A 19,660-nucleotide genomic window follows, 5' to 3' on the forward strand; every position below is an offset into this window, starting at 1 on the left:
CGGGGGGGGGGGTGGGGGGGGCGGGGGCCGCCCCGGGGGGGGGGGCCCCCCCCCCCCCCCCCGGGGGGGGGCCCCCCCCCCCCCCCCCCCGCCGCGGTGTTGGGATTGATGACGCAGATGCGCATCGTGTGTCGTACTCCTAGAGGGCCGACGGCTCGAGCTTGCCGTCTTTCGCGGTGGAGAGCACCGGCGGCTCTTCGCCGGTGTCGTAGATGAAGCTCTTGGGCGCGAAGGTCATGCCCAGCCAGTAGACGACCGCCCCGGCCGCGGCGCCCATGAACCAGGTGAAGCTGGCCTGATACGCGGTGCCCCAGATGACGAAGCTGATCGGCAGGATGGACGCGACGACGACCGAGATGATCGCCACCGGGTTCCATCCGTTGCGGTAGGAGTAGGACTTGCCGGGGTCCATGCTGAAGAGGTCGTCGACTTCGATCTTCTGTTTCTTGATGAGATAGAAGTCGACGATCAGGATGCCGAACAGCGGGCCGATCACCGCTCCCAGGGTGTCCATCGTGTAATGAATTGCCGTCGGGTTGTTGAACAGGTTCCAGGGGGTGATCAGGACCGACCCGACTGCGGCGATCATGCCGCCGGTGCGCCAGGAGATCTTGGTGGGGGCCACATTCGAGAAGTCGAAGGCGGGCGAGACGAAGTTGGCCACGATGTTGATTCCGATCGTGGCGATGGCGAAGGTCAGCACACCCAGGACCGCGGCGGTGGTGTTGTCGATCCGGTCGACGATGTGCACGGGATCGGTGATGATGTTGCCGTCGTCGTCACGGCCGATCACGGTGGCGCCCGCCGAGACGGTGCACACAACCAGGATCGAGAAGAACAGGAAGTTGACCGGCAGACCCCAGAAGTTGCCCTTCTTGACCTCGCTGAACGTCTTGCCGTAGCGAGAGAAGTCACCGAAGTTCAGCATGGGCCCGGAGAAGTAGGAGACCACCAGTGCGATGGCGCTGATCATCTGGGTGACCGACGACCAGCCGGACAGACCGGGGCCGGTCGACAGATCGAAACTCACATTGTCCCAACCCGCCTCGACGATCAGGTAAGCCGCGAGCGCGATCATCACCACATAGACGGCCGGACCGCAGAAGTCGATGAATTTGCGGATGGTGTCCATTCCGTTCCAGAACACGAACGCCTGCAGAATCCACATCAAGATGAAGCCGGCCCAGCCGAGAATGCTCAGACCCAGGAAGCCATGCTGATCGACATCACCCCAGGGTTCCAGGCCCGGCCAGAACTTGAGCGCGAGCAGACCGAATGCGACCGATGCCAGATATGTCTGAATTCCGTACCAGACCACCGCGATACATCCGCGGATGATGGCCGGTATGTTGGCGCCCTTGACCCCGAACGAGACGCGTGTGGTGACCGGGTAGGGGACCCCGGCGAGTTGCGACGGTTTCGCGACGAGGTTGCACAGGACATTGACGATGACGATGCCGACCACCAGGGCGACGAGCACCTGCCAGGCAGCGATTCCCAACGCGAACAGACTGCCGGCGAAGACATATCCACCGACACTGTGCACATCCGACATCCAGAAGGCAAAGATGTTGTACCAGGTCCACTTCTGTGCTTTCAGTGGCGCGAGGTCGGAATTGGTGAGGTTCTGGTGATACCCGAGTTTGATGACGCTCTCACCGGCCGCGCTTTCATGCGCGGTCACGGTGTCGGCAGATGGTGCTGACATGTGCAATCTCCCTGATGGTGACCGTCAGCGCGGGTCGGGGATGCGCTGATGAGTAAGAAGTTAGGAACGCATTGTTACCCGGCAATTAACGAAGGGATATATTTTCTCCGGTTGGTCCGGCTCTGCCGGAGTGAGGTTCCATGGAGCCTTCCGCTACCGTCCGTAGTCGCGATCTGTGCCGCTCAAAGCGAAATTGTGTGCCACAACGGCGCCGTCCCAACTGGTGGCGACCGTCGTCGATGAGCAAGTCCGTGCCATGCCGACGGCCAATTTGTTCCGACGGTGACTCGACATCAAGATCCACGTCGACGGTGCCTCGGGCGCCATGATCGCACCGTTCTGCCAGCCCGAACTCGAGTGGGACTTCCGTGTGCCACGGGTGGTGTCGATCAACACCTCCGGCCACAAGTACGGGCTGGTCTATCCCGGCCTGGGGTGGATCATCTGGCGCGACAAGGCGGCGCTGCCGGAGAGCATGATCTTTCACTGCAGCTACCTGGGTGGCGACATGCCCACCCTGGCGTTGAACTTCTCCCGCCCCGGTGCGCAGGCGCTGCTGCAGTACTACCAGTTCCTGCGGCTGGGCCGGGAAGGATATCGCCAGGTGCAGCAAGGCTCCCTCGACGTCGCGCAGTACCTGTCGTCCGCGATCGCCGAGATCGGCCCCTTCGAACTGGTCAGCAAAGGCGACACCATCCCGGTCTTCGCGTGGAAGTTGAAGGCCGACCACACCGACAAGTGGACGCTGTATGACCTCTCGGATCGGCTGCGGATGAAGGGGTGGCTGGTGCCGGCCTATCCGATGGCCGACGATCTCGCGGACCTGACCCTGCAGCGCATCGTCGTTCGGGCCGGCCTGAGCCGCGACCTGGCCGATGCACTGTTGCGCGATCTCGAAAGTGAGGTCGCGTTCCTGGACAATCTCTCGGCGCCGATGCCGAGCGAGGGGACCGGGTCACACTTTCATCACTGAGCTGGACGTCGGCGCGACCCGGAGCCTGTCCCGGTCGCGCCGACGACTCTTCGACGGAGGAGACCGCCGATGCATCCTCGACACCGCTGCCGACCCCGGGCGACGCGGTTCTTCACCGGTGCCGCGTTCATCCAACTCGTCACCAGCGGGCCGGTCACCGTGGCGGTCGGATATGCGCCGGGAACGATGGTCCGGGCCCAGTGGCTGGCGGCAGCGACTCAGTTCGTCGGGACTTTGCTGTTCAACGTCAGCACCGGGGCGGCGCTCGCCGCGCACTCGATTGCCGCGCAGAAGCATTTGGTGTGGACCCCGAACGCGGAGGGTTCGGTGGCGTTCCTCATCAGCGGGTTCTTCGTGCTGATCGCCTACTCGCACACCGACCGGGCCTGGGCACCGCGCAAGCGCGACTGGTGGTCGGGTCAGATCAACATGTTGGGCTGCATCGCTTTCGGGGTGTCGGCGGTCGGCGCCTACATAACCACGAACGGCGTCACCGTGGACGCAGTGCTGGCGAACCTCGGTACGTTCATCGGCGCGATCTGCTTCTTTGTCGCGTCCGCAATCGTGCTGCCGGAGGCGGACGACACATGACCGATGTCGCCGCAGAACAGGACCAAAGTCCATGTCTGTGTCCACGTCGCGATGGGAGGATCAGACGTCGGTCGGGGACCCGTGAGAAAGGCCGCATGTGACGTGACGGGCTCTGGACTCGACCCAGCGGTCGTCGATCGTTGGCGCCGACTGAACGGACCAGCACACGAATTGGGGAGTCTGCGTTCCCGCCAGGTCCGTACTCGCGGTCGGCACGGCATCGACGCCTATGCCGATCTCGTCGAACTGGAAGCCGACGATCCCGACGAGTTCGAGCAGTTGGCCCTGTGGCGTCCGTTCTCGAAGATCATCGCCTTCAGCATTCTGCAGACGGCCGCGCGGACACGACGTACCAGCGCACGGATTCGTGAGTATCCATCGAACTTTCTGATCGTGGCGTGTCAGACGATCGGACGCACCACCGGGGACGCCAACGGCCACCGGGTGTCGGCCGAACCCGGTCAGATGTCGATCACCGATAGCCGACGGCCGTATGACCTGCGCACCCACGGGGTGACCGATGCCACCGGGATCTGGGTGCCCACAGAGCTGATGGGCGCCGAGATCGCGGGTGGCGCAACAGTATCGCCGATCGCACCCGACACGGTGCTGAGCCGGTCGTGCGCTTCGCTGGTCGTCCGGTTGGCCCGCGATGCCGCCTTCGGTGGCGCCGACATCGACCTCGACACCGAACTCGCGGCCATCGAAGTCGTGCGCGCGACGCTCGAACAGGAGCACGCCGGTGACGATCTACGCGGCAATCCGCTGTTCTTGCGGGAGGCGGTCATCGACCTGATCGAGCGCAACTTCCGCGACCCGGATTTCGGGGTGGACGCCATCGCCCGCCACCTTCACATCAGCAAACGACACCTCTACCGCGGGCTCGAGGGACAGGGACTCTCGCTGCCGGAGATGATCGCCGATCGTCGGCTGGACTGGGCGTGTACGTTGCTTGCGCAACCCGCACGGGTCCGACTCGACGGGGTCGCGCAGGCGGCGGGGTTCACCTCCGCGGCCACCCTGCGCAACAGATTTCGGGCGAAGTTCGGCGTCGGTCCCGCGACATATCGGCGACAGCTGCAGTCAGGTGCACTCGACGGTGGCGAGGTGGATCGATGACCCAGGGGTGTACCGATGACCGGGGCGTACCGATGACCGGGGCGTACAGATGACCGAGGTCTGCGCGGGACCGCGTGGCCACATCGTGCCCGTCGGCTCGCTTCCGCCGTACTTCGCGGATTCGGGCGCCCTCGGGGTGGCACAGCCATCAGGAATTGACCGCGATCGGGTGGATCGCTGGCGATCGGCAGCAGGAGCAGACGATCCCGGTGTGACGATTCGCCGTTTCCGGGGCCGCCGCGGTCTGGCTGAGTTCCTGGGTCCGCTGCGGGTCGTATCGAGGAGTGCCGACGGCTTCGAGGCACTGGTCAGAGTCCATCAGGTGGGTGCGATCACCATTGTCGACGCGCTCGCGATGCCGTGTTCGGTGATTCGCTCGCGGCGTGAAGTCGACCCGGCCGTGGATGCCGAACTCGTGTTGCTGATCACGTCCGCCCCGGGCCGGTTGTCGCTGGCCGGGCGACCCGAGGAAGATTTTCGGGCCGGGCAGCTCATCATTCTCAGCACCGCGGAGCCGGCGACGATGACGGTGGACGACATCTGCGAGACTGTCCAGCTCACGGTGAAGGCCTCCGTGCTCGGTCGGGATGTCGTGCAGGCGTTGCGCCGGTCGCGCCCGGTCTCGCCGGACACGGCACTGGTTCGGGCCGCGACCACTTTTCTCCGACGGTTCGGACAGACCGCAGCAGCAGGGACATCGACCGAGGCCACCGATGTCCTCGCCCAAAGCGCAGCCGTCGGGCTACTGAGATCGGTTCTGGCGCAGCAGGCCTACCGCACGCACAGCGTAGACGACACGAGCCGATCGGTTCGTGAACGCACCCTGCAACTGGTGGAACGACGCTTCGCCGACCCGGACTTCGCGGTGGCGGATGTGGCCCGCGAGCTGCACGTGAGCCGGCGTCAGCTGTATCGCCACTTCGCCGATTCCGGCGAATCGTTGGCGGCGGTTATCGCCGAGCGACGACTCGAGGAGGTGCGGATCCTGCTTGACGCACGGCCGGAGTTGCGCCTCACCGACGTCGCGGCCCGGTCGGGCTTCTCGTCGTCGGCGACGATGCGCAACCGTTTTCGCGCAGCGTTCGGCGTGACGCCGACCGAATACCGGGCCGGGCACACCATCGCAGGTGCCCCGGCCGGCCGTTTCGGTCCCGGCGAGGTGGCCGACCTCTGAGGCTCTCGCCCACCAGCGTCCCGGAGTGATTCAGTCGCCGCCCTGACGGTCACCCGTCGTGGCGGACGTCCAGCGACGCGGCGGTCTCGATGACCGCACTCTCCAGACGCCGATGATGTGTTTGCGCCACCTCCAGCACTGCTTCGGTGTCGCCGGCGACGAACCCCTCGAGCATGTTCGCGTGATCGGTGTTGAGTGCTTCCTGGACGGTGGTGCCCACCGAGCGCATCACCTGGAAGGGCTCGGTGAGATTCCAGGTCGCCTCGAACATGTTGAGCAGACGCGGCATCGCGCACGGTGCGGTCAACTCGCGATGGAACTCGCGCGAGATGTCGTGGAAGGCCTTGCGATCGCTGTATTTGACCGCGGTGACCAGTTCGTCGTGATGGCGTCGGGCACGCTCGATGCCGGCGGCGTCTATACGCGACACGGCTTGTGCCAGTGCAGCCTGCTCGAGAGTGCCCCGCACGAAGTAGATCTCGCGCAGCTCGTCGATGGACAGCTGGCTCACGCGATATCCGGCGTTGCGCTGATGTACCACGAGGCCCTCACCCACCAAGGTCTTGAGGGCCTCGCGCACCGGGATCGGACTCACCTGGAAGGCGTCGGCGAGCTCGCCGGGCGGGAGTTGGATGCCCGGTGGCGCGCCGCCGGACAGGATCAGCCGACGCAGCTCTTCGAGGACGTTCGCACGCGCACTGTCCGAACGGGTTTCGACGAGTTGTGCGATCAGCCGTTCGGTCATCCGGGAGGTCATCGGCGGGCTCCGGTGGCGCGCGAGGGATGTGCGTGAATCCATCCGGCCACGGCTTCGGTGAGGATCTGTTGGTTGTGCCGTTTGACGATCTCGTGCCCTTCGTCGTTGAACAGCAACAGCTCGGCGACCGCGCCGCGCGCACGCAGCTCGTCGACCATCTGTTGGGATTCACTGACCGGGACGTTGGTGTCGTGCGCCCCGTGGATGACCAGCAGGGGTGCGCGGACGTCGTCGATCCGGTGGATCGGGGAGAGGTCGGCGAGCAGTTCGCGGTCGGACTCGGGGTGCCCGTACTTGGTGTAGGCGGCCACCGCGATCCACGGTTCGGTGTTGCGGAAGAACGACTCCAGATCACTCATGCCGCAAATCGCGATCCCGGCGGCGAACATGTCGGGATGAAAGGTCAGACACGCCAGGGTGAGATAGCCACCGTAACTGCGTCCCGCGCAGTACACCGCGTCGGGATCGGCGATGCCGTGGTCGATCAGATATTCGGCACAGTCTGCCGCGTCGTCGATGCCGGCGTAGCGCCCGTAACGGTCGTCGGCGTGAGAGAACAGTCGGCCGTAGCCCGACGATCCGCGCACGTTGGGGGCAAACACGGTGATGCCGGCGTCGACGAGCGGTCCGAACAGGAAGTTGTACTCGGGCCGGGTCTGGCCCTCGGGACCGCCGTGGAAGTACACCAGCGTCGGACCGGGGCCCGATCCGTCGTTCGGTGTTGCCCGAAACAGCCATCCGGACAGAGGCATACCGTCCCGTGCGGAGAACTGCACGAGTTCGGGCCGCAACGCGGCCGACGGTCCGTCGCCGGCGACCACGTCGTCGCGGACCGCAACCACATCGCGGCTGATCGTGTTGATCAGGTGGACGAGTGGAGAGCGCTGCGGGCTGGAGACGGTGACCGCGACGAGTTTGCCGGCGGCGCTGATGGACAGCTCGTGCGCCACCTCGCCGGGCAATCGGATCGGTTCGTGCAGCGTCTGATCGGGCAGGGTGAGGATCTGAAGTTCACTGCGGCCGGCATGATTCCACAGGAGCGCGACGGTGGACTGGTCATGCGACACGGCGAACTCGTCGACGCCGACGTCCGGCCGTTGGGCCAACACCCGGAACCGCACCCCGCGATCGGCCACTTCCACGCCGAGCAGACGCGGGAATTTGGCGTCGAAGTCGCTGACTACCAACGCCTGCACACTGTCGAGATCGCGTTGTTCGTCCTGCGGCGGACCCACGAACACCAGGGACGGATGGTCGAAACCCTGATCGAGGATGTAGCCCTGATCGGTGACCGAGCCGGGATCGTTCGGCAGCAGCGGCGTCATGGCGATGGCGTCCTCGACGGTGTCGATCCGGCGACGGATGAGGACGATGTCGCGATACCCCCGGGGGCCGACCCGCACGAGTGTTGCGCCCTTCCACGAGTCGATGAGGGCCCCGCCGACGCGGACGTCGAGGGTCATCGTCGTGCCCGTACCGGGGTGCACCCGCAGACTGTGGGCGGTGCCATCGGGTTCGGTGGCGGTGATCAGCACCCAATCGGTGTCCCAGCCGACCAGCGACACAGTTCCGAACGAGCGTCCGTCAGGCCTGGTGGCGCCGACCCGATAGGCGGTGTCGTCCTCGGCGTCGGTGGTGACCACCCACACCTGGTGATGCTCGCCGCCGCTGGGTGCGATCTCCACGGCCAGCCAGCGGCTGTCGGTGGAGTGGATCACCCGGCGCACCGGGCCGTTGGCACGAAGTCGCACCCAGCGGAGTTCGCCGACGCCGTCGGTGGACAACGACCGCTGGGCCGCGCGTGGATAGCCGTCGCCGTCGTCGACGATGTAGGCGAAAGCCGACCCGTCCGGAGAGACCGATGCGCCATAGGTGTGCCAGCCCCGGTCGTCGAACCGGACCCGACTGGTCGGTGCGGTGGCCCGCGGGTCGATGGTGGGGCCTGACGCGAACGGCTCGCGAGCGGTCATCGAGCGGTGATCGCTTCCATACTCTGCAACCACATCTCCAGCAGCGCGACCTGCCAGAGTTCGTTGCCGTCGAGGGTGGTACGGATTCCGTTGGGGTCGGCGAAGAGTCGGTCGAGGGCCGCCGGCCGGTACAGACCGCGGTCCACTGCCGAGCTCGACCGCAGCGTGTCGGTGACCAGGTCGAGCAGTCCGCCGTCGAGATGGCGGATTCCCGGTACCGGGAAATAGCCCTTGGTGCGGTCGATCACCGCAGCGGGCAGCAGGGATCGGCTGGCCTGCTTCAGAACTCCCTTTCCGCCGTGGGCCAGCTTGAGGTCGGGCGGACAGGTCGCGGCCAGCTCCACGAACTCGTGATCGAGGAACGGCACTCGGGCCTCCAGACCCCACGCCATCGTCATCGTGTCGACGCGCTTGACCGGGTCGTCGACCAGCATCACGGTGGTGTCGAGCCGCAGTGCGGCGTCGACGGCCGTACGCGCGCCCGGCGCGGACTGGTGGGCCAGCGCGAACTCCCAACTCGGGTCGTAGTCGGCGTCAACGTGATAGCGCTCGTCGAGGATGTCCAGGACAGCGCGATGGCCGCGGTCGAAGAATGCGTTGGCGTAGGCCTTGGTGGTGTCGGAGCGTGGGGTGTCACGCAAAGGTGGATACCAGGAGTATCCGCCCAGGATCTCGTCGGCGCCCTGCCCGGATTGCACCACCTTGATCGACTTGCTGACCTCCTCGGAGAGCAGGTAGAAGGCAACACAATCGTGGCTGACCATCGGCTCGCCCATCGCGGCGACGGTGTCGGGGACCGCCGGCAGCAGGCGGTCGGTGCCGATGTGGATCTTGTTGTGATCGGTGGCGAAGGTGTCGGCGATCAGATCGGAGTAGGCGTACTCGTCGCCGGATTCTCCTCCGGCCGAATCGAACCCGATGCTGAAGGTGGCCAGATCGTGCTGCCCCTGCTCGGCCAGCAGCGCCACCACCAGCGAGGAGTCGACCCCTCCGGACAGCAGGACGCCCACCGGGACGTCGGCGACCATGCGGCGCCGGACCGACGTGCGCAGCGACTCCAGGATCTCGTGCTGCCAGCGCCGTTCGTCCCAGTCGGCTCGATCCGGATGCGGTTCGAAACTCGGTTCCCAGTAGCGTCGTTCGGTGCTGCGCCCGTCCGGTGTGATGGTGCGCACCGTGGCCGGAGGCAGTTTCCGGATGCCGTTGTAGATGGTGTGCGGTGCGGGCACCACCGCGTGGAAGCTGAAGTAGTGATGGAGTGCGACTCGGTCGATCGAGGTATCGACATCACCGGCACGTAACAGCGCTTGCACCGACGAGGCGAACCGTAGCCGTCCGGGGGTCTCGGCGATGTAGAGCGGCTTGATGCCGAGGCGGTCGCGCGCCAGGGTCACCGTGCCGCTGTCGGTGTCGACGACGGCGAAGGCGAACATTCCGATGAGATGGTCGACGCAGTCGGGGCCCCACGCATGGAAGGCCTTGAGGATCACCTCGCTGTCGGCATGGGAGAAGAAGCGGTAGCCCTTGGCCTCGAGTTCGCCGCGTAGTTCGCGATGGTTGTAGATGCAGCCGTTGAACACCAGTGCCAGGGCCAGTTCCGGGTCGACCATCGGCTGGCCGCCGCGTTCGGTGAGGTCGATGATCTTCAACCGCCGATGGCCCAGTGCAACCGAGCCCTTGGCGAACACGCCGGAGCCGTCGGGGCCGCGTCGGGTCATCTCGCAGGTCATCGCGTCAACCGCCGAGATGTCCGGAGAAGTTGCGTCGAACCGGATCTCACCACATACGCCGCACATTTCTGAGTCCTCTCCCATTGCCCCGTCGCCAGGCGCCCTCGCCTGCACAGCCGCCGGTGCGACGTGTCCACTGCGCATCCCCGCCGTCTCAGCCTAGAAGTATGTGGCGGGGGTGGCAGAGTGAACGATCAGTTGTGCGGCGTGACCCATGTGGTGATGTCGCAATGCACCGCCTCGGTGCCGTGCTTGTCGAGCACTCGGACATCGATCACCACATCGGTCCCCTCGACGATGCTCGCGAAGTCAACGTCGGCGGGCAGGGTTGCCTCAGCGGTCAGCCGCGTGGTGGCCTTGGCGAGGTAGCGGGTGGACATCGCCTTGGGTATCCACCGATGGGTGGTCGGGGTGCTGGCCTCCATGAGCATTCCCATCGCCGCCTCGGCGAGGTTGCAGGCGGCGATCGCGTGGAACGTGCCGAGATGGTTGTGCACGCCGAACCAGTTCGGGCCGGTGACCCGGCAGTAGCCGGGTCGCATGTCGGTGACGTAGGGCAGCACCGTGCCGAAGTAGGGCACCCGGGCGACCATGCCCAGCGAGAACAGGGTGTGGCCGACGACGTTGTCGGGCAGCCGGCGACGGAGGCTGTAGGTCGGGGAGTGGGTCATGGAGCTACCTTACCCGTGGGTAAGGTGCAGTTCTGTTCGCCGACAGAACCCTGTTTCGCGTCGACAGAACCCTTTTTCGCGTCGACAGAACCCGGAATCTCGCCGAGCGAACCTTCAGGGGGGCCGGGTCTGGTGGTGGTTGGGGCGGTTCTCTCGGCGAGATTCCGGGTTCTGTCGACCGCCGTGCCAAGGCCTGGTGAGTCGGGTTCCGGAGTGGATTTGAATCTGCGCCCCGGGGTGGTGCATACTGTTCGGGTTGCCTTGACCGGCGGACGCAGGATCACTGCGGCCTCGATCAGGTGAATGACTCCCAGGCCCCGGATTCCGGGCCAGGGCGTGTAACGCGTGCGCTGAATCAGGCGTACGGACACGACACGCCCGACCGCGGGTGCCGGAGCACAGCCGGTTCGCTCAAGTGGCGAGCCAACGTACAACGATAGATGAACAGCGTCGATCCCCGAATCTCACGCGGGTGGTCATGTGTCCAGCGGCGAATTGCGCCGGCTTGTCCTTCGGGGCGGCATCAGGTCACGCGGTGTTTGTCTGTCGAGAACAACTGACGGAAGAGGACACAGCGTGGCGGGACAGAAGATCCGCATCAGGCTCAAGGCCTACGACCACGAGGCGATCGACGCTTCGGCGCGCAAGATCGTGGAAACCGTGACCCGCACCGGGGCACGGGTGGTCGGCCCGGTGCCGTTGCCCACCGAGAAGAACGTCTACTGCGTCATCCGTTCGCCGCACAAGTACAAGGACAGCCGCGAACACTTCGAGATGCGCACCCACAAACGACTCATCGACATCCTCGACCCGACGCCGAAGACGGTCGACGCGCTGATGCGCATCGACCTGCCGGCCAGCGTCGACGTCAACATCCAGTAGGCGGGGGGCGAGAAGAAATCATGAGCAATCAGAGCGCGACCAACCATCAAAGTGCCACACGGGGAATTCTGGGCACCAAGCTCGGGATGACCCAGGTCTTCGACGAGAACAACCGTGTCGTCCCGGTGACGGTCATCCAGGCCGGACCGAACGTCATCACCCAGCTCCGGACCGCCGACCGCGACGGCTACACCGCCGTGCAGCTGGCCTACGGCGCCATCGACCCGCGCAAGGTCAACAAGCCCGTCGCCGGCCAGTACGCCAAGGCCGGTGTCACCCCGCGCCGTCATCTCGCCGAGATCCGCATCGCGGACGTCTCGGAACTCGAGATCGGCCAGGAGCTGACCGCCGAGATCTTCGAGAACGGCACCAAGGTCGACGTCACCGGCACCTCCAAGGGCAAGGGATTCGCCGGCGCGATGAAGCGCCACGGCTTCTCCGGTCTCGGTGCCAGCCACGGCGCGCACCGCGTGCACCGTGCACCCGGCTCGATCGGTGGCTGTGCCACCCCGGGTCGCGTGTTCAAGGGCATGCGGATGGCCGGCCGGATGGGTAACGACACCGTGACCACACAGAACCTGACCGTGCATGCGGTGGACGCCGAAGCCGGTCTGCTGTTGATCAAGGGCGCGATCCCCGGCCGCAAGGGCGGCATCGTGGTGATCCGCGACGCAGTGAAGGGTGGTGCGACCAAGTGAGCACCGAGACAACGACAAAGCTGACGCTGGACGTGAAGACGGCCGACGGCACGACCAACGGCACCGTTGATCTGCCCGCCGAGCTGTTCGACGCACCGGCCAACATCTCGCTGATGCACCAGGTGGTCGTGGCCCAGCAGGCCGCAGGCCGTCAGGGCACCCATGCGACCAAGACCCGTGGTGCGGTCTCCGGCGGCGGCGCCAAGCCGTACCGCCAAAAGGGCACCGGTCGCGCCCGACAGGGTTCGACCCGCGCACCGCAGTTCGCCGGCGGTGGCACCGTGCACGGTCCGCAGCCGCGTGACTACAGCCAGCGCACGCCCAAGAAGATGAAGGCCGCCGCCCTGCGTGGCGCCCTCTCGGACCGGGCCCGCAACGAGCGTATCCACGTGATCACCGAACTGGTGGCCGGGCAGACCCCGTCGACCAAGTCGGCACGTCTGTTCCTCGAGGCACTGAGCGACCGTCGCAAGTTCCTGGTGGTCCTCGGTCGTGAGGACGTGACCGCCTGGAAGAGCGTCGCGAACCTGCAGAACGTTCTGCCGATCGCACCGGATCAGCTCAACACCTACGACGTCCTGGACTCGGACGAGGTGGTGTTCAGCGTCGAGACGCTCAACGCGTTCATCGAGCAGAACACCCAGAAGAAGGAGGCCTGAGATGGCTACGCAGGCAGACCCGCGTGACATCATCCTGGGGCCGGTGATCTCCGAGAAGTCCTACGGGCTCATGGAGGACAACGTGTACACCTTCCTGGTGCACCCGGAGTCGAACAAGACCGAGATCAAGATCGCGGTCGAGAAGATCTTCGACGTCACGGTCACCAGCGTGAACACCGCCAACCGGCAGGGCAAGCGCAAGCGCACCCGCTTCGGCTACGGCAAGCGCAAGGACACCAAGCGCGCGATCGTGACCCTGGCCGCCGACAGCAAGCCCATCGAGATCTTCGGAGGACCGGTCGGCTGACCGGGACTCGCAGAACTGAGGGACTAGAACATGGCTATTCGTAGATACAAGCCGACGACCCCGGGTCGTCGTGGTGCCAGTGGCGCCGACTTCGCCGAGGTCACCCGTGACCATCCGGAGAAGTCGCTGGTTCGCCCGTTGCACGGTCACGGTGGACGTAACGCCCACGGCCGCATCACCACCCGGCACAAGGGTGGCGGTCACAAGCGCGCCTACCGCGTCATCGACTTCCGTCGCAACGACAAAGACGGCATCGACGCCAAGGTCGCACACATCGAGTACGACCCGAACCGCACCGCGCGGATCGCGTTGCTGCACTACGTGGACGGCGAGAAGCGCTACATCATCGCCCCGCGCGGCCTGAACCAGGGCGACGTGGTGGAAAGCGGTGCCGGCGCCGACATCAAGCCCGGCAACAACCTGCCGCTGCGCAACATCCCGACCGGTACCCAGATCCACGCCGTGGAGCTGCGTCCGGGTGGTGGCGCGAAGATGGCCCGTAGCGCCGGTGCCGCCATCCAGCTGCTCGGTAAGGAGGGCACCTACGCGACCCTGCGTATGCCGTCCGGCGAGATCCGTCGTGTCGACGTGCGCTGCCGCGCCACCGTCGGTGAGGTCGGCAACGCCGAGCAGAGCAACATCAACTGGGGCAAGGCCGGCCGTATGCGTTGGAAGGGCAAGCGCCCGACCGTGCGTGGCGTCGTGATGAACCCGGTCGACCACCCGCATGGTGGCGGCGAGGGCAAGACCTCGGGTGGTCGTCACCCGGTGAGCCCGTGGGGCCAGCCTGAGGGCCGGACCCGTAAGAACAAGGCCAGCGACCAGCTGATCGTTCGGCGTCGTCGCACCGGCAAGAACAAGCGATAAGCACAGGAGGGAGTTAGAGAATGCCACGCAGCCTCAAGAAGGGCCCGTTCGTCGACGACCACCTGCTTGCCAAGGTGGACACGCAGAACGAGAAGGGCACCAAGCAGGTCATCAAGACCTGGTCGCGCCGTTCGACCATCATCCCCGACTTCATCGGTCACACCTTCGCCGTCCACGACGGACGCAAGCACGTGCCGGTGTTCGTCTCGGAGTCCATGGTCGGGCACAAGCTGGGCGAGTTCGCCCCCACCCGTACCTTCAAGGGTCACATCAAGGATGACCGGAAAGCGAAGCGCCGGTAATGACTACGCAGACCGATAATCCCACGGCCAAGGCCACCGCACGGTTCGTGCGCGTCACCCCGATGAAGGCACGCCGGGTGCTGGACCTGATCCGCGGCAAGAACGTGGACGAGGCCCTCGACATCCTGCGGTTCGCTCCGCAGTCGGCCTCCGAGCCGGTGTACAAGGTGCTCGCCAGCGCCGTCGCCAACGCGGAGAACAACCTGGACCTCGATCGCCGGAGTCTCGTGGTTGCGACCGCGTTCGCCGACGAGGGCCCCACGCTCAAGCGGTTCCAGCCGCGTGCGCAGGGCCGTGCGTTCCGCATCCGCAAGCGCACCAGCCACATCACCGTCGTCGTCGAGAGCCTTCCCGAGAAGGCCCCCGCCGGCCGCGGACGCTCACGTCAGCCGAAGAAGGGAGCTCAGTAGTGGGCCAGAAAATCAACCCGCACGGCTTCCGTCTGGGCATCACCACCGACTGGAGTTCGCGGTGGTACGCCGACAAGCAGTACGCGGACTACGTGAAAGAGGATGTCGCCATCCGCAAGCTCCTGTCCACGGGACTCGAGCGCGCCGGCATCGCCAAGGTGGAGATCGAGCGCACCCGTGACCGGGTCCGCGTCGACATCCACACCGCCCGTCCGGGCATCGTCATCGGTCGCCGCGGCGCCGAGGCCGACCGGATCCGTGGTGACCTGGAGAAGCTGACCGGCAAGCAGGTACAGCTGAACATCCTCGAGGTGAAGAACGCAGAGTCCGAGGCCCAGCTGGTGGCCCAGGGCGTCGCCGAGCAGCTGAGCAACCGTGTGGCCTTCCGACGCGCGATGCGCAAGGCGATCCAGTCGGCGATGCGTCAGCCGAACGTGAAGGGCATCCGGGTCCAGTGCTCGGGTCGCCTGGGTGGCGCAGAGATGAGCCGCAGTGAGTTCTACCGCGAAGGTCGGGTGCCGCTGCACACGCTGCGCGCCGACATCGACTACGGACTCTATGAAGCCAAGACCACCTTCGGCCGCATCGGCGTGAAGGTGTGGATCTACAAGGGCGACATCGTCGGCGGCAAGCGCGAGCTCAGTGCAGCTGCGCCGGCCACCGAGGACCGTCGTCCCCGCCGGCCCAGCCGGCCCCGTCGCAGCGGTGCTTCGGGCACCACTGCCACGAGCACCGACGCGGGACGCGCGGCGGAGGCTCCGGCAGAGGCGACCGCGGGTGCTGGTGCGGCCACCGAGAAGCAGGAGGGCTGATCATGCTGATCCCCCGTCGGGTCAAGCACCGCAAGCAGCATCACCCCAGCCTGAAGGGCCAGGCCAAGGGCGGCACCAAGGTGACGTTCGGCGATTACGGCATCCAGGCTCTCGAGGGTGCGTACATCACCAACCGGCAGATCGAGTCCGCTCGTATCGCCATCAACCGGCACATCAAGCGTGGCGGCAAGGTGTGGATCAACATCTTCCCGGACCGTCCGCTGACCAAGAAGCCTGCCGAGACCCGTATGGGTTCGGGTAAGGGTTCGCCGGAATGGTGGGTGGCCCCGGTCAAGCCGGGCCGCGTGCTGTTCGAGATGACCTACCCCAACGAGGAGACCGCTCGCGAGGCTTTGCGTCGCGCGCAGCACAAGCTCCCGATCAAGACCCGCATCGTGACCAGAGAGGAGCAGTTCTGATGGCACTCGGAGTGGCTGCGTCTGAGCTGCGCGAGCTCAATGACACCGATCTGGTCGATCGTCTGCGTGAGTCGAAGGAAGAGCTGTTCAACCTTCGTTTCCAGATGGCCACCGGCCAGCTCGACAACAACCGTCGTCTGCGGACCGTGCGTCGCGAGATCGCGCGGATCTACACGGTGATGCGTGAGCGTGAGCTGGGTCTGGCGTCGGGACCGGATGGTGATGACGCATGAGTGAGGACCAGACAGTGAGCGCAAGCCAGAACGTCGCGAGCAACCCGCGTGCGAGCCGCAAAGAGCGGATCGGCTATGTGGTGAGCGACAAGATGCAGAAGACCATCGTGGTCGAGCTGGAAGATCGTACGCGGCATCCGCTGTACGGCAAGATCATCCGGACCACGAGCAAGGTCAAGGCACACGACGAGAACGAGATCGCCGGTATCGGCGACCGCGTGCGGATCATGGAGACCCGCCCGCTGTCGGCGACCAAGCACTGGCGCATCGTCGAGGTGCTGGAGAAGGCCAAGTAGGCCGTTCTCCGACGCGAGACGTACACGCGGCCCGTTCCCCGATGGGGGACGGGCCGCTGTCGTGTTCGGACACCGCTGTGACGCGCGGACCCGCAGAGTCCGCCGGGGTGCGGCATAATCCCGACCATGCTCATCGGCCGGACCGCGGGTGTGTGATGACCGATTCCGCGGTTGCCGTCATCTGTGTGCTGGTGCTGCTGTGGGCGGTGCTGTCGCGGGTGCTGACCCGCCACGACGTCACCGGGCCGCTGCTGTTCGTGCTCGCCGGGTACCTGCTCGCCAACCCGGAGTGGGGTGTGTTGGCGGTCGATGTGGACACCTCCATCGTGCACATCCTGGCCGAGCTGACCCTGGGCCTGGTGCTGTTCACCGACGCCTCCCGCGTCGACGTGGGCCGACTGCGCCGGGCGATACGACTACCGGCGCGGCTGTTGCTGGTGGGTCTGCCGCTGACGATCGCGCTGGGCACCCTCGGCGCCGAAGTCATCTTCGGCGAGTTCGGCTGGGGATTGGCGTTGTTCGTCGGTGCCGCCCTCGCTCCCACGGACGCGGCGCTGAGCGTGCAGGTGATCGACGACGACCGCATCCCACGCCGACTGCGGTTGTCGCTGAACGTGGAGAGCGGACTCAACGACGGGATCGCGACGCCGGTGGTGACCCTGGCCATCGCACTGGGGGCGACGGCGCTCGGCGTCGGTGGTGCCGAGGGCATCACCCTGGGCCAGGCCGGCATCGAGTTGGCGGTCGGGGTGGCCACCGGGGCCGTGGTCGGCGGCATCGCCGCGTGGGCGATCAACGTCTCGGCGCTGCGCGACCTCTCGTCGCCCAAGACCCGGCAGATCGCCGCACTGGCGACCGCGGTCGGCGTGTTCGCGCTGGCGGTCACGATCGATGGCAACGGTTTCATCGCTGCATTCGTTGCGGGAATGACGTTCGGTCATGTGCTCGACCGCGATCGGGCGGAGAGCAGCGCAGACCCTTCCACGCAGGAGTTGGGCCGCCGTCGCAACGAGGACTCCACCGTGCTGGAGGTGCTGCCCGAGCTCGGTGGCGAACTCCTCGCGCTGGTGGTGTGGTTCCTGTTCGGCGCCATTCTGATGCCGCTGGCCTTTCACGTGGTGGAGGCGGGCGATCTCGCACTCATGGCCGGCTACGCGATACTGAGCCTCACCGTGTTCCGCATGATCCCGGTCGCGGTGTCCCTGTGGGGGAGCGGTCTGCCGACCCGCGATGTGCTGATCGTGGGCTGGTTCGGTCCGCGCGGCCTGGCATCGGTGGTGTTCGCACTCCTCGGTGTCGAACAACTCGGCACCGACGGCGGCGCCGGTCCCGCCGTCGCCGCGATCGCGGTGACCGTGCTCGCCAGCGTGGTCCTACACGGAGCGACCGCCGGTCCGGTGGCCCGCCGATACCCTCACGACGGTGGCGCTGACGCATCCGACGCAGGACATGTGCGGCTGCGGCCCAGCGGTGTGCACCGGTGGCGTCGATGACGGATCGACCAGCCGATATCGGCCCTCGTCGGCTCCCGCCGTCCCCGTTGATCTACGAGATCAACACCTGGGTGTGGCTCGCCGAGCTGTCCGACCGAATCGGCTGCACGGGCGCGAGCGAACCGATCACGCTCGCCGACGTCCCGCACGCCACCTGGGACGCCATCGCGGAGTACGGCTTCGACGCCGTCTGGCTGATGGGGGTGTGGCGGCGCAGTGCGGCCGGCGCCCGGATCGCGCGTGGCGATCGCGCCTTGATGGAGTCGTTCGCCGAAGCGGTAGGGGACCTGCAGTCGCAGGACGTCGTCGGCTCACCGTATGCCGTGCGCGACTACACCGTCGATGACCATCTCGGCGGGCCCGCCGGGTTGGTGGCGGCACGGCGCGCACTCGCCGACCGGGGAGTGGCGCTGATCCTGGACTACGTGCCCAATCACGTCGCACTCGACCACCCGTGGGTCGGCACGCATCCGACTTGGTTCATCGGCGGGGATCGGGCCGACCTCGCCGCCGACGACGCGTCGTTCACCGAGATCGACGGCCGGGTCATCGCACACGGCCGCGACCCGTACTTCCCGGCGTGGACCGATGTGGCGCAACTCAACGCGTTCGACCCGGACCTGCGCGCGGCCACCGACGCCGAGCTGTCCCGGATCGCGACGCAATGCGACGGCGTGCGCTGCGACATGGCGATGTTGGTGATGAACGAGGTCTTCGCGTGGACCTGGGGTAACCGAGCGGGCCCGGTGCCCACCGACGACTTCTGGCCCGACATCATCGCCTCGGTGCGCGCCCGACACCCGGGGTTCGTGTTCATCGCCGAGGCCTACTGGGGCACCGAGTCCGCGCTGATCGATCAGGGTTTCGACCACTGTTACGACAAAACGCTCTACGACACACTGCGAGATGAACCGGGCACGCTGGCCCACCGCCCGAACGCCGACGATGGAGATCCCCACACAGGCGTGCGTTTCATCGAGAACCACGACGAGCCGCGCGCTCCGGAGGCCTTCGGCGAACGCGACCGGCAGGCCGCGGTGGTGATCCTCACCGTGCCGGGAGCCCGGTTGATCCACCACGGGCAGCTCACCGGCCGCCGACGTCGCCTTCCCGTCCAACTCGGTTGCAGCCCTGACGAACCGGTCGACGGTGACCGCGCGGTGTTCTACCGTGCCCTGCTCGGCGTCGTCGACGACGACGCGTTCCGGTCGGGCGGGCAACGGTGGTGCGACACCCGGTCTGCACCCGCTCTGCTCGCCTGGACACGGGGCGCACGACGGTGGCTCATCGTGATGAACACTGCGGGTACGGCGACGGCAGGGCGCATCCGGCCGGACTGGTCCGATCCCGATGAGGCGCACCCGGCCGGACAACCCGCACCGGGCACCCGGCTGGTCGACGCGCTCTCCGGCCAACCGCTGCACATCTGCGGCGACGGAGCCGTCGACGTGCGGCTGGGGCCATGGGGGTGGTTGGTGCTGCGCCTCATCGACACCGACACCGACCGCGCTGATGTCGGGTGGGTGCCGTGACGGCGGCAAAGCGTGGCAAGGTCGTCACCGAACCACAGGACCGGGCGACGAGGTGGC

General features: G+C 66.4%; 21 protein-coding genes and 1 pseudogene. 17 read left to right on the plus strand and 5 right to left on the minus strand.

Translation table 11 applies throughout. The features are described 5' to 3' along the window. Positions 1-139 precede the first annotated feature (139 nt). Complete coding sequence (locus L1892_RS20600) at positions 140-1,708, minus strand: NCS1 family nucleobase:cation symporter-1 (RefSeq protein WP_235725538.1); 1,569 nt, start codon at positions 1,706-1,708, stop codon at positions 140-142. Positions 1,709-1,994: 286 nt separating this feature from the next. Between L1892_RS20600 and L1892_RS20605 the strand changes: the two are divergent. The 4 genes and pseudogenes from L1892_RS20605 to L1892_RS20620 all read left to right on the plus strand — a co-directional run. Beyond that, positions 1,995-2,681 (plus strand): annotated as a pseudogene (locus L1892_RS20605) (pyridoxal-dependent decarboxylase); the annotation flags it as partial. Positions 2,682-2,750: 69 nt separating this feature from the next. Further along, positions 2,751-3,272 carry a hypothetical protein gene (locus L1892_RS20610; RefSeq protein WP_235725539.1) on the plus strand — a complete coding sequence of 174 codons (522 nt, stop codon included), beginning with the start codon at positions 2,751-2,753 and terminating at the stop codon, positions 3,270-3,272. Positions 3,273-3,374: 102 nt separating this feature from the next. Then, positions 3,375-4,391 (plus strand): helix-turn-helix domain-containing protein, encoded by a 1,017-nt coding sequence (locus L1892_RS20615; RefSeq protein ID WP_235725541.1) that lies wholly within the window; start codon positions 3,375-3,377, stop codon positions 4,389-4,391. Positions 4,392-4,440: 49 nt separating this feature from the next. Then, on the plus strand, positions 4,441-5,565 hold the full coding sequence (locus tag L1892_RS20620; protein WP_235725542.1) for an AraC family transcriptional regulator: 1,125 nt from the start codon (positions 4,441-4,443) through the stop codon (positions 5,563-5,565). 49 nt (positions 5,566-5,614) lie between these two features. On the opposite strand, the gene L1892_RS20625 is transcribed toward L1892_RS20620, so the two are convergent. From L1892_RS20625 to L1892_RS20640, 4 genes are all read right to left on the minus strand, one after another. Then, positions 5,615-6,322 carry a GntR family transcriptional regulator gene (locus tag L1892_RS20625; RefSeq protein ID WP_372475343.1) on the minus strand — a complete coding sequence of 236 codons (708 nt, stop codon included), beginning with the start codon at positions 6,320-6,322 and terminating at the stop codon, positions 5,615-5,617. Beyond that, the gene (locus tag L1892_RS20630; protein ID WP_235725546.1) at positions 6,319-8,292 is read right to left on the minus strand and encodes a S9 family peptidase; all 1,974 of its coding nucleotides are present in this window, start codon (positions 8,290-8,292) and stop codon (positions 6,319-6,321) included. The genes L1892_RS20625 and L1892_RS20630 overlap by 4 nt, the downstream gene beginning before the upstream one ends. Beyond that, positions 8,289-10,088, minus strand: coding sequence for an N-acetylglutaminylglutamine amidotransferase (locus tag L1892_RS20635; RefSeq protein WP_235725547.1), 1,800 nt, complete (start codon positions 10,086-10,088; stop codon positions 8,289-8,291). The genes L1892_RS20630 and L1892_RS20635 overlap by 4 nt, the downstream gene beginning before the upstream one ends. 128 nt (positions 10,089-10,216) lie before the next feature. Next, positions 10,217-10,693, minus strand: coding sequence for a hotdog fold domain-containing protein (locus L1892_RS20640; protein WP_235725548.1), 477 nt, complete (start codon positions 10,691-10,693; stop codon positions 10,217-10,219). A 576-nt stretch (positions 10,694-11,269) separates the two neighbouring features. On the opposite strand from L1892_RS20640, the gene rpsJ reads away from it, so the two are divergent. The 13 genes from rpsJ to L1892_RS20705 all read left to right on the plus strand — a co-directional run bounded on the left by rpsJ (position 11,270) and on the right by L1892_RS20705 (position 19,603). Further along, positions 11,270-11,575 carry a 30S ribosomal protein S10 gene (gene rpsJ / locus L1892_RS20645; RefSeq protein WP_003938093.1) on the plus strand — a complete coding sequence of 102 codons (306 nt, stop codon included), beginning with the start codon at positions 11,270-11,272 and terminating at the stop codon, positions 11,573-11,575. Positions 11,576-11,595: 20 nt separating this feature from the next. Then, the gene (gene rplC, locus L1892_RS20650) at positions 11,596-12,273 is read left to right on the plus strand and encodes a 50S ribosomal protein L3 (RefSeq protein WP_235725549.1); all 678 of its coding nucleotides are present in this window, start codon (positions 11,596-11,598) and stop codon (positions 12,271-12,273) included. Further along, entirely contained in the window at positions 12,270-12,932 is a 663-nt protein-coding gene (gene rplD, locus L1892_RS20655) for a 50S ribosomal protein L4 (RefSeq protein WP_235725550.1), read from the plus strand. The genes rplC and rplD overlap by 4 nt, the downstream gene beginning before the upstream one ends. Before the next feature lies 1 nt (position 12,933). Beyond that, positions 12,934-13,239 (plus strand): 50S ribosomal protein L23, encoded by a 306-nt coding sequence (rplW, locus tag L1892_RS20660; RefSeq protein WP_235725551.1) that lies wholly within the window; start codon positions 12,934-12,936, stop codon positions 13,237-13,239. 30 nt (positions 13,240-13,269) lie between these two features. Continuing rightward, positions 13,270-14,106, plus strand: coding sequence for a 50S ribosomal protein L2 (gene rplB, locus L1892_RS20665; protein WP_235725553.1), 837 nt, complete (start codon positions 13,270-13,272; stop codon positions 14,104-14,106). Between the two features lie 20 nt (positions 14,107-14,126). Beyond that, a complete protein-coding gene (gene rpsS / locus L1892_RS20670) occupies positions 14,127-14,408 on the plus strand; it encodes a 30S ribosomal protein S19 (protein WP_005170311.1) in 282 nt (93 codons plus the stop codon). Then, positions 14,408-14,818: a 50S ribosomal protein L22 gene (gene rplV / locus L1892_RS20675; protein ID WP_235725554.1), complete on the plus strand. Its 411-nt coding sequence runs from the start codon at positions 14,408-14,410 to the stop codon at positions 14,816-14,818. The genes rpsS and rplV overlap by 1 nt, the downstream gene beginning before the upstream one ends. Continuing rightward, complete coding sequence (rpsC, locus tag L1892_RS20680; protein WP_160900623.1) at positions 14,818-15,630, plus strand: 30S ribosomal protein S3; 813 nt, start codon at positions 14,818-14,820, stop codon at positions 15,628-15,630. The genes rplV and rpsC overlap by 1 nt, the downstream gene beginning before the upstream one ends. A 2-nt stretch (positions 15,631-15,632) precedes the next feature. After that, a complete protein-coding gene (gene rplP, locus L1892_RS20685) occupies positions 15,633-16,049 on the plus strand; it encodes a 50S ribosomal protein L16 (RefSeq protein ID WP_086534385.1) in 417 nt (138 codons plus the stop codon). Continuing rightward, entirely contained in the window at positions 16,049-16,282 is a 234-nt protein-coding gene (gene rpmC / locus L1892_RS20690) for a 50S ribosomal protein L29 (RefSeq protein ID WP_235725556.1), read from the plus strand. Before rplP ends, rpmC begins: the two co-directional genes overlap by 1 nt. Further along, entirely contained in the window at positions 16,279-16,578 is a 300-nt protein-coding gene (rpsQ, locus tag L1892_RS20695; protein WP_235725558.1) for a 30S ribosomal protein S17, read from the plus strand. Before rpmC ends, rpsQ begins: the two co-directional genes overlap by 4 nt. Positions 16,579-16,733: 155 nt before the next feature. Continuing rightward, positions 16,734-18,071, plus strand: coding sequence for a cation:proton antiporter (locus tag L1892_RS20700; RefSeq protein WP_235725561.1), 1,338 nt, complete (start codon positions 16,734-16,736; stop codon positions 18,069-18,071). Further along, a complete protein-coding gene (locus tag L1892_RS20705; protein ID WP_235725562.1) occupies positions 18,068-19,603 on the plus strand; it encodes an alpha-amylase family protein in 1,536 nt (511 codons plus the stop codon). Before L1892_RS20700 ends, L1892_RS20705 begins: the two co-directional genes overlap by 4 nt. The last annotated feature ends 57 nt before the right edge of the window (positions 19,604-19,660 follow it).

The organism is Gordonia tangerina (genome assembly GCF_021556435.1).
GTDB lineage: Bacteria > Actinomycetota > Actinomycetes > Mycobacteriales > Mycobacteriaceae > Gordonia > Gordonia tangerina.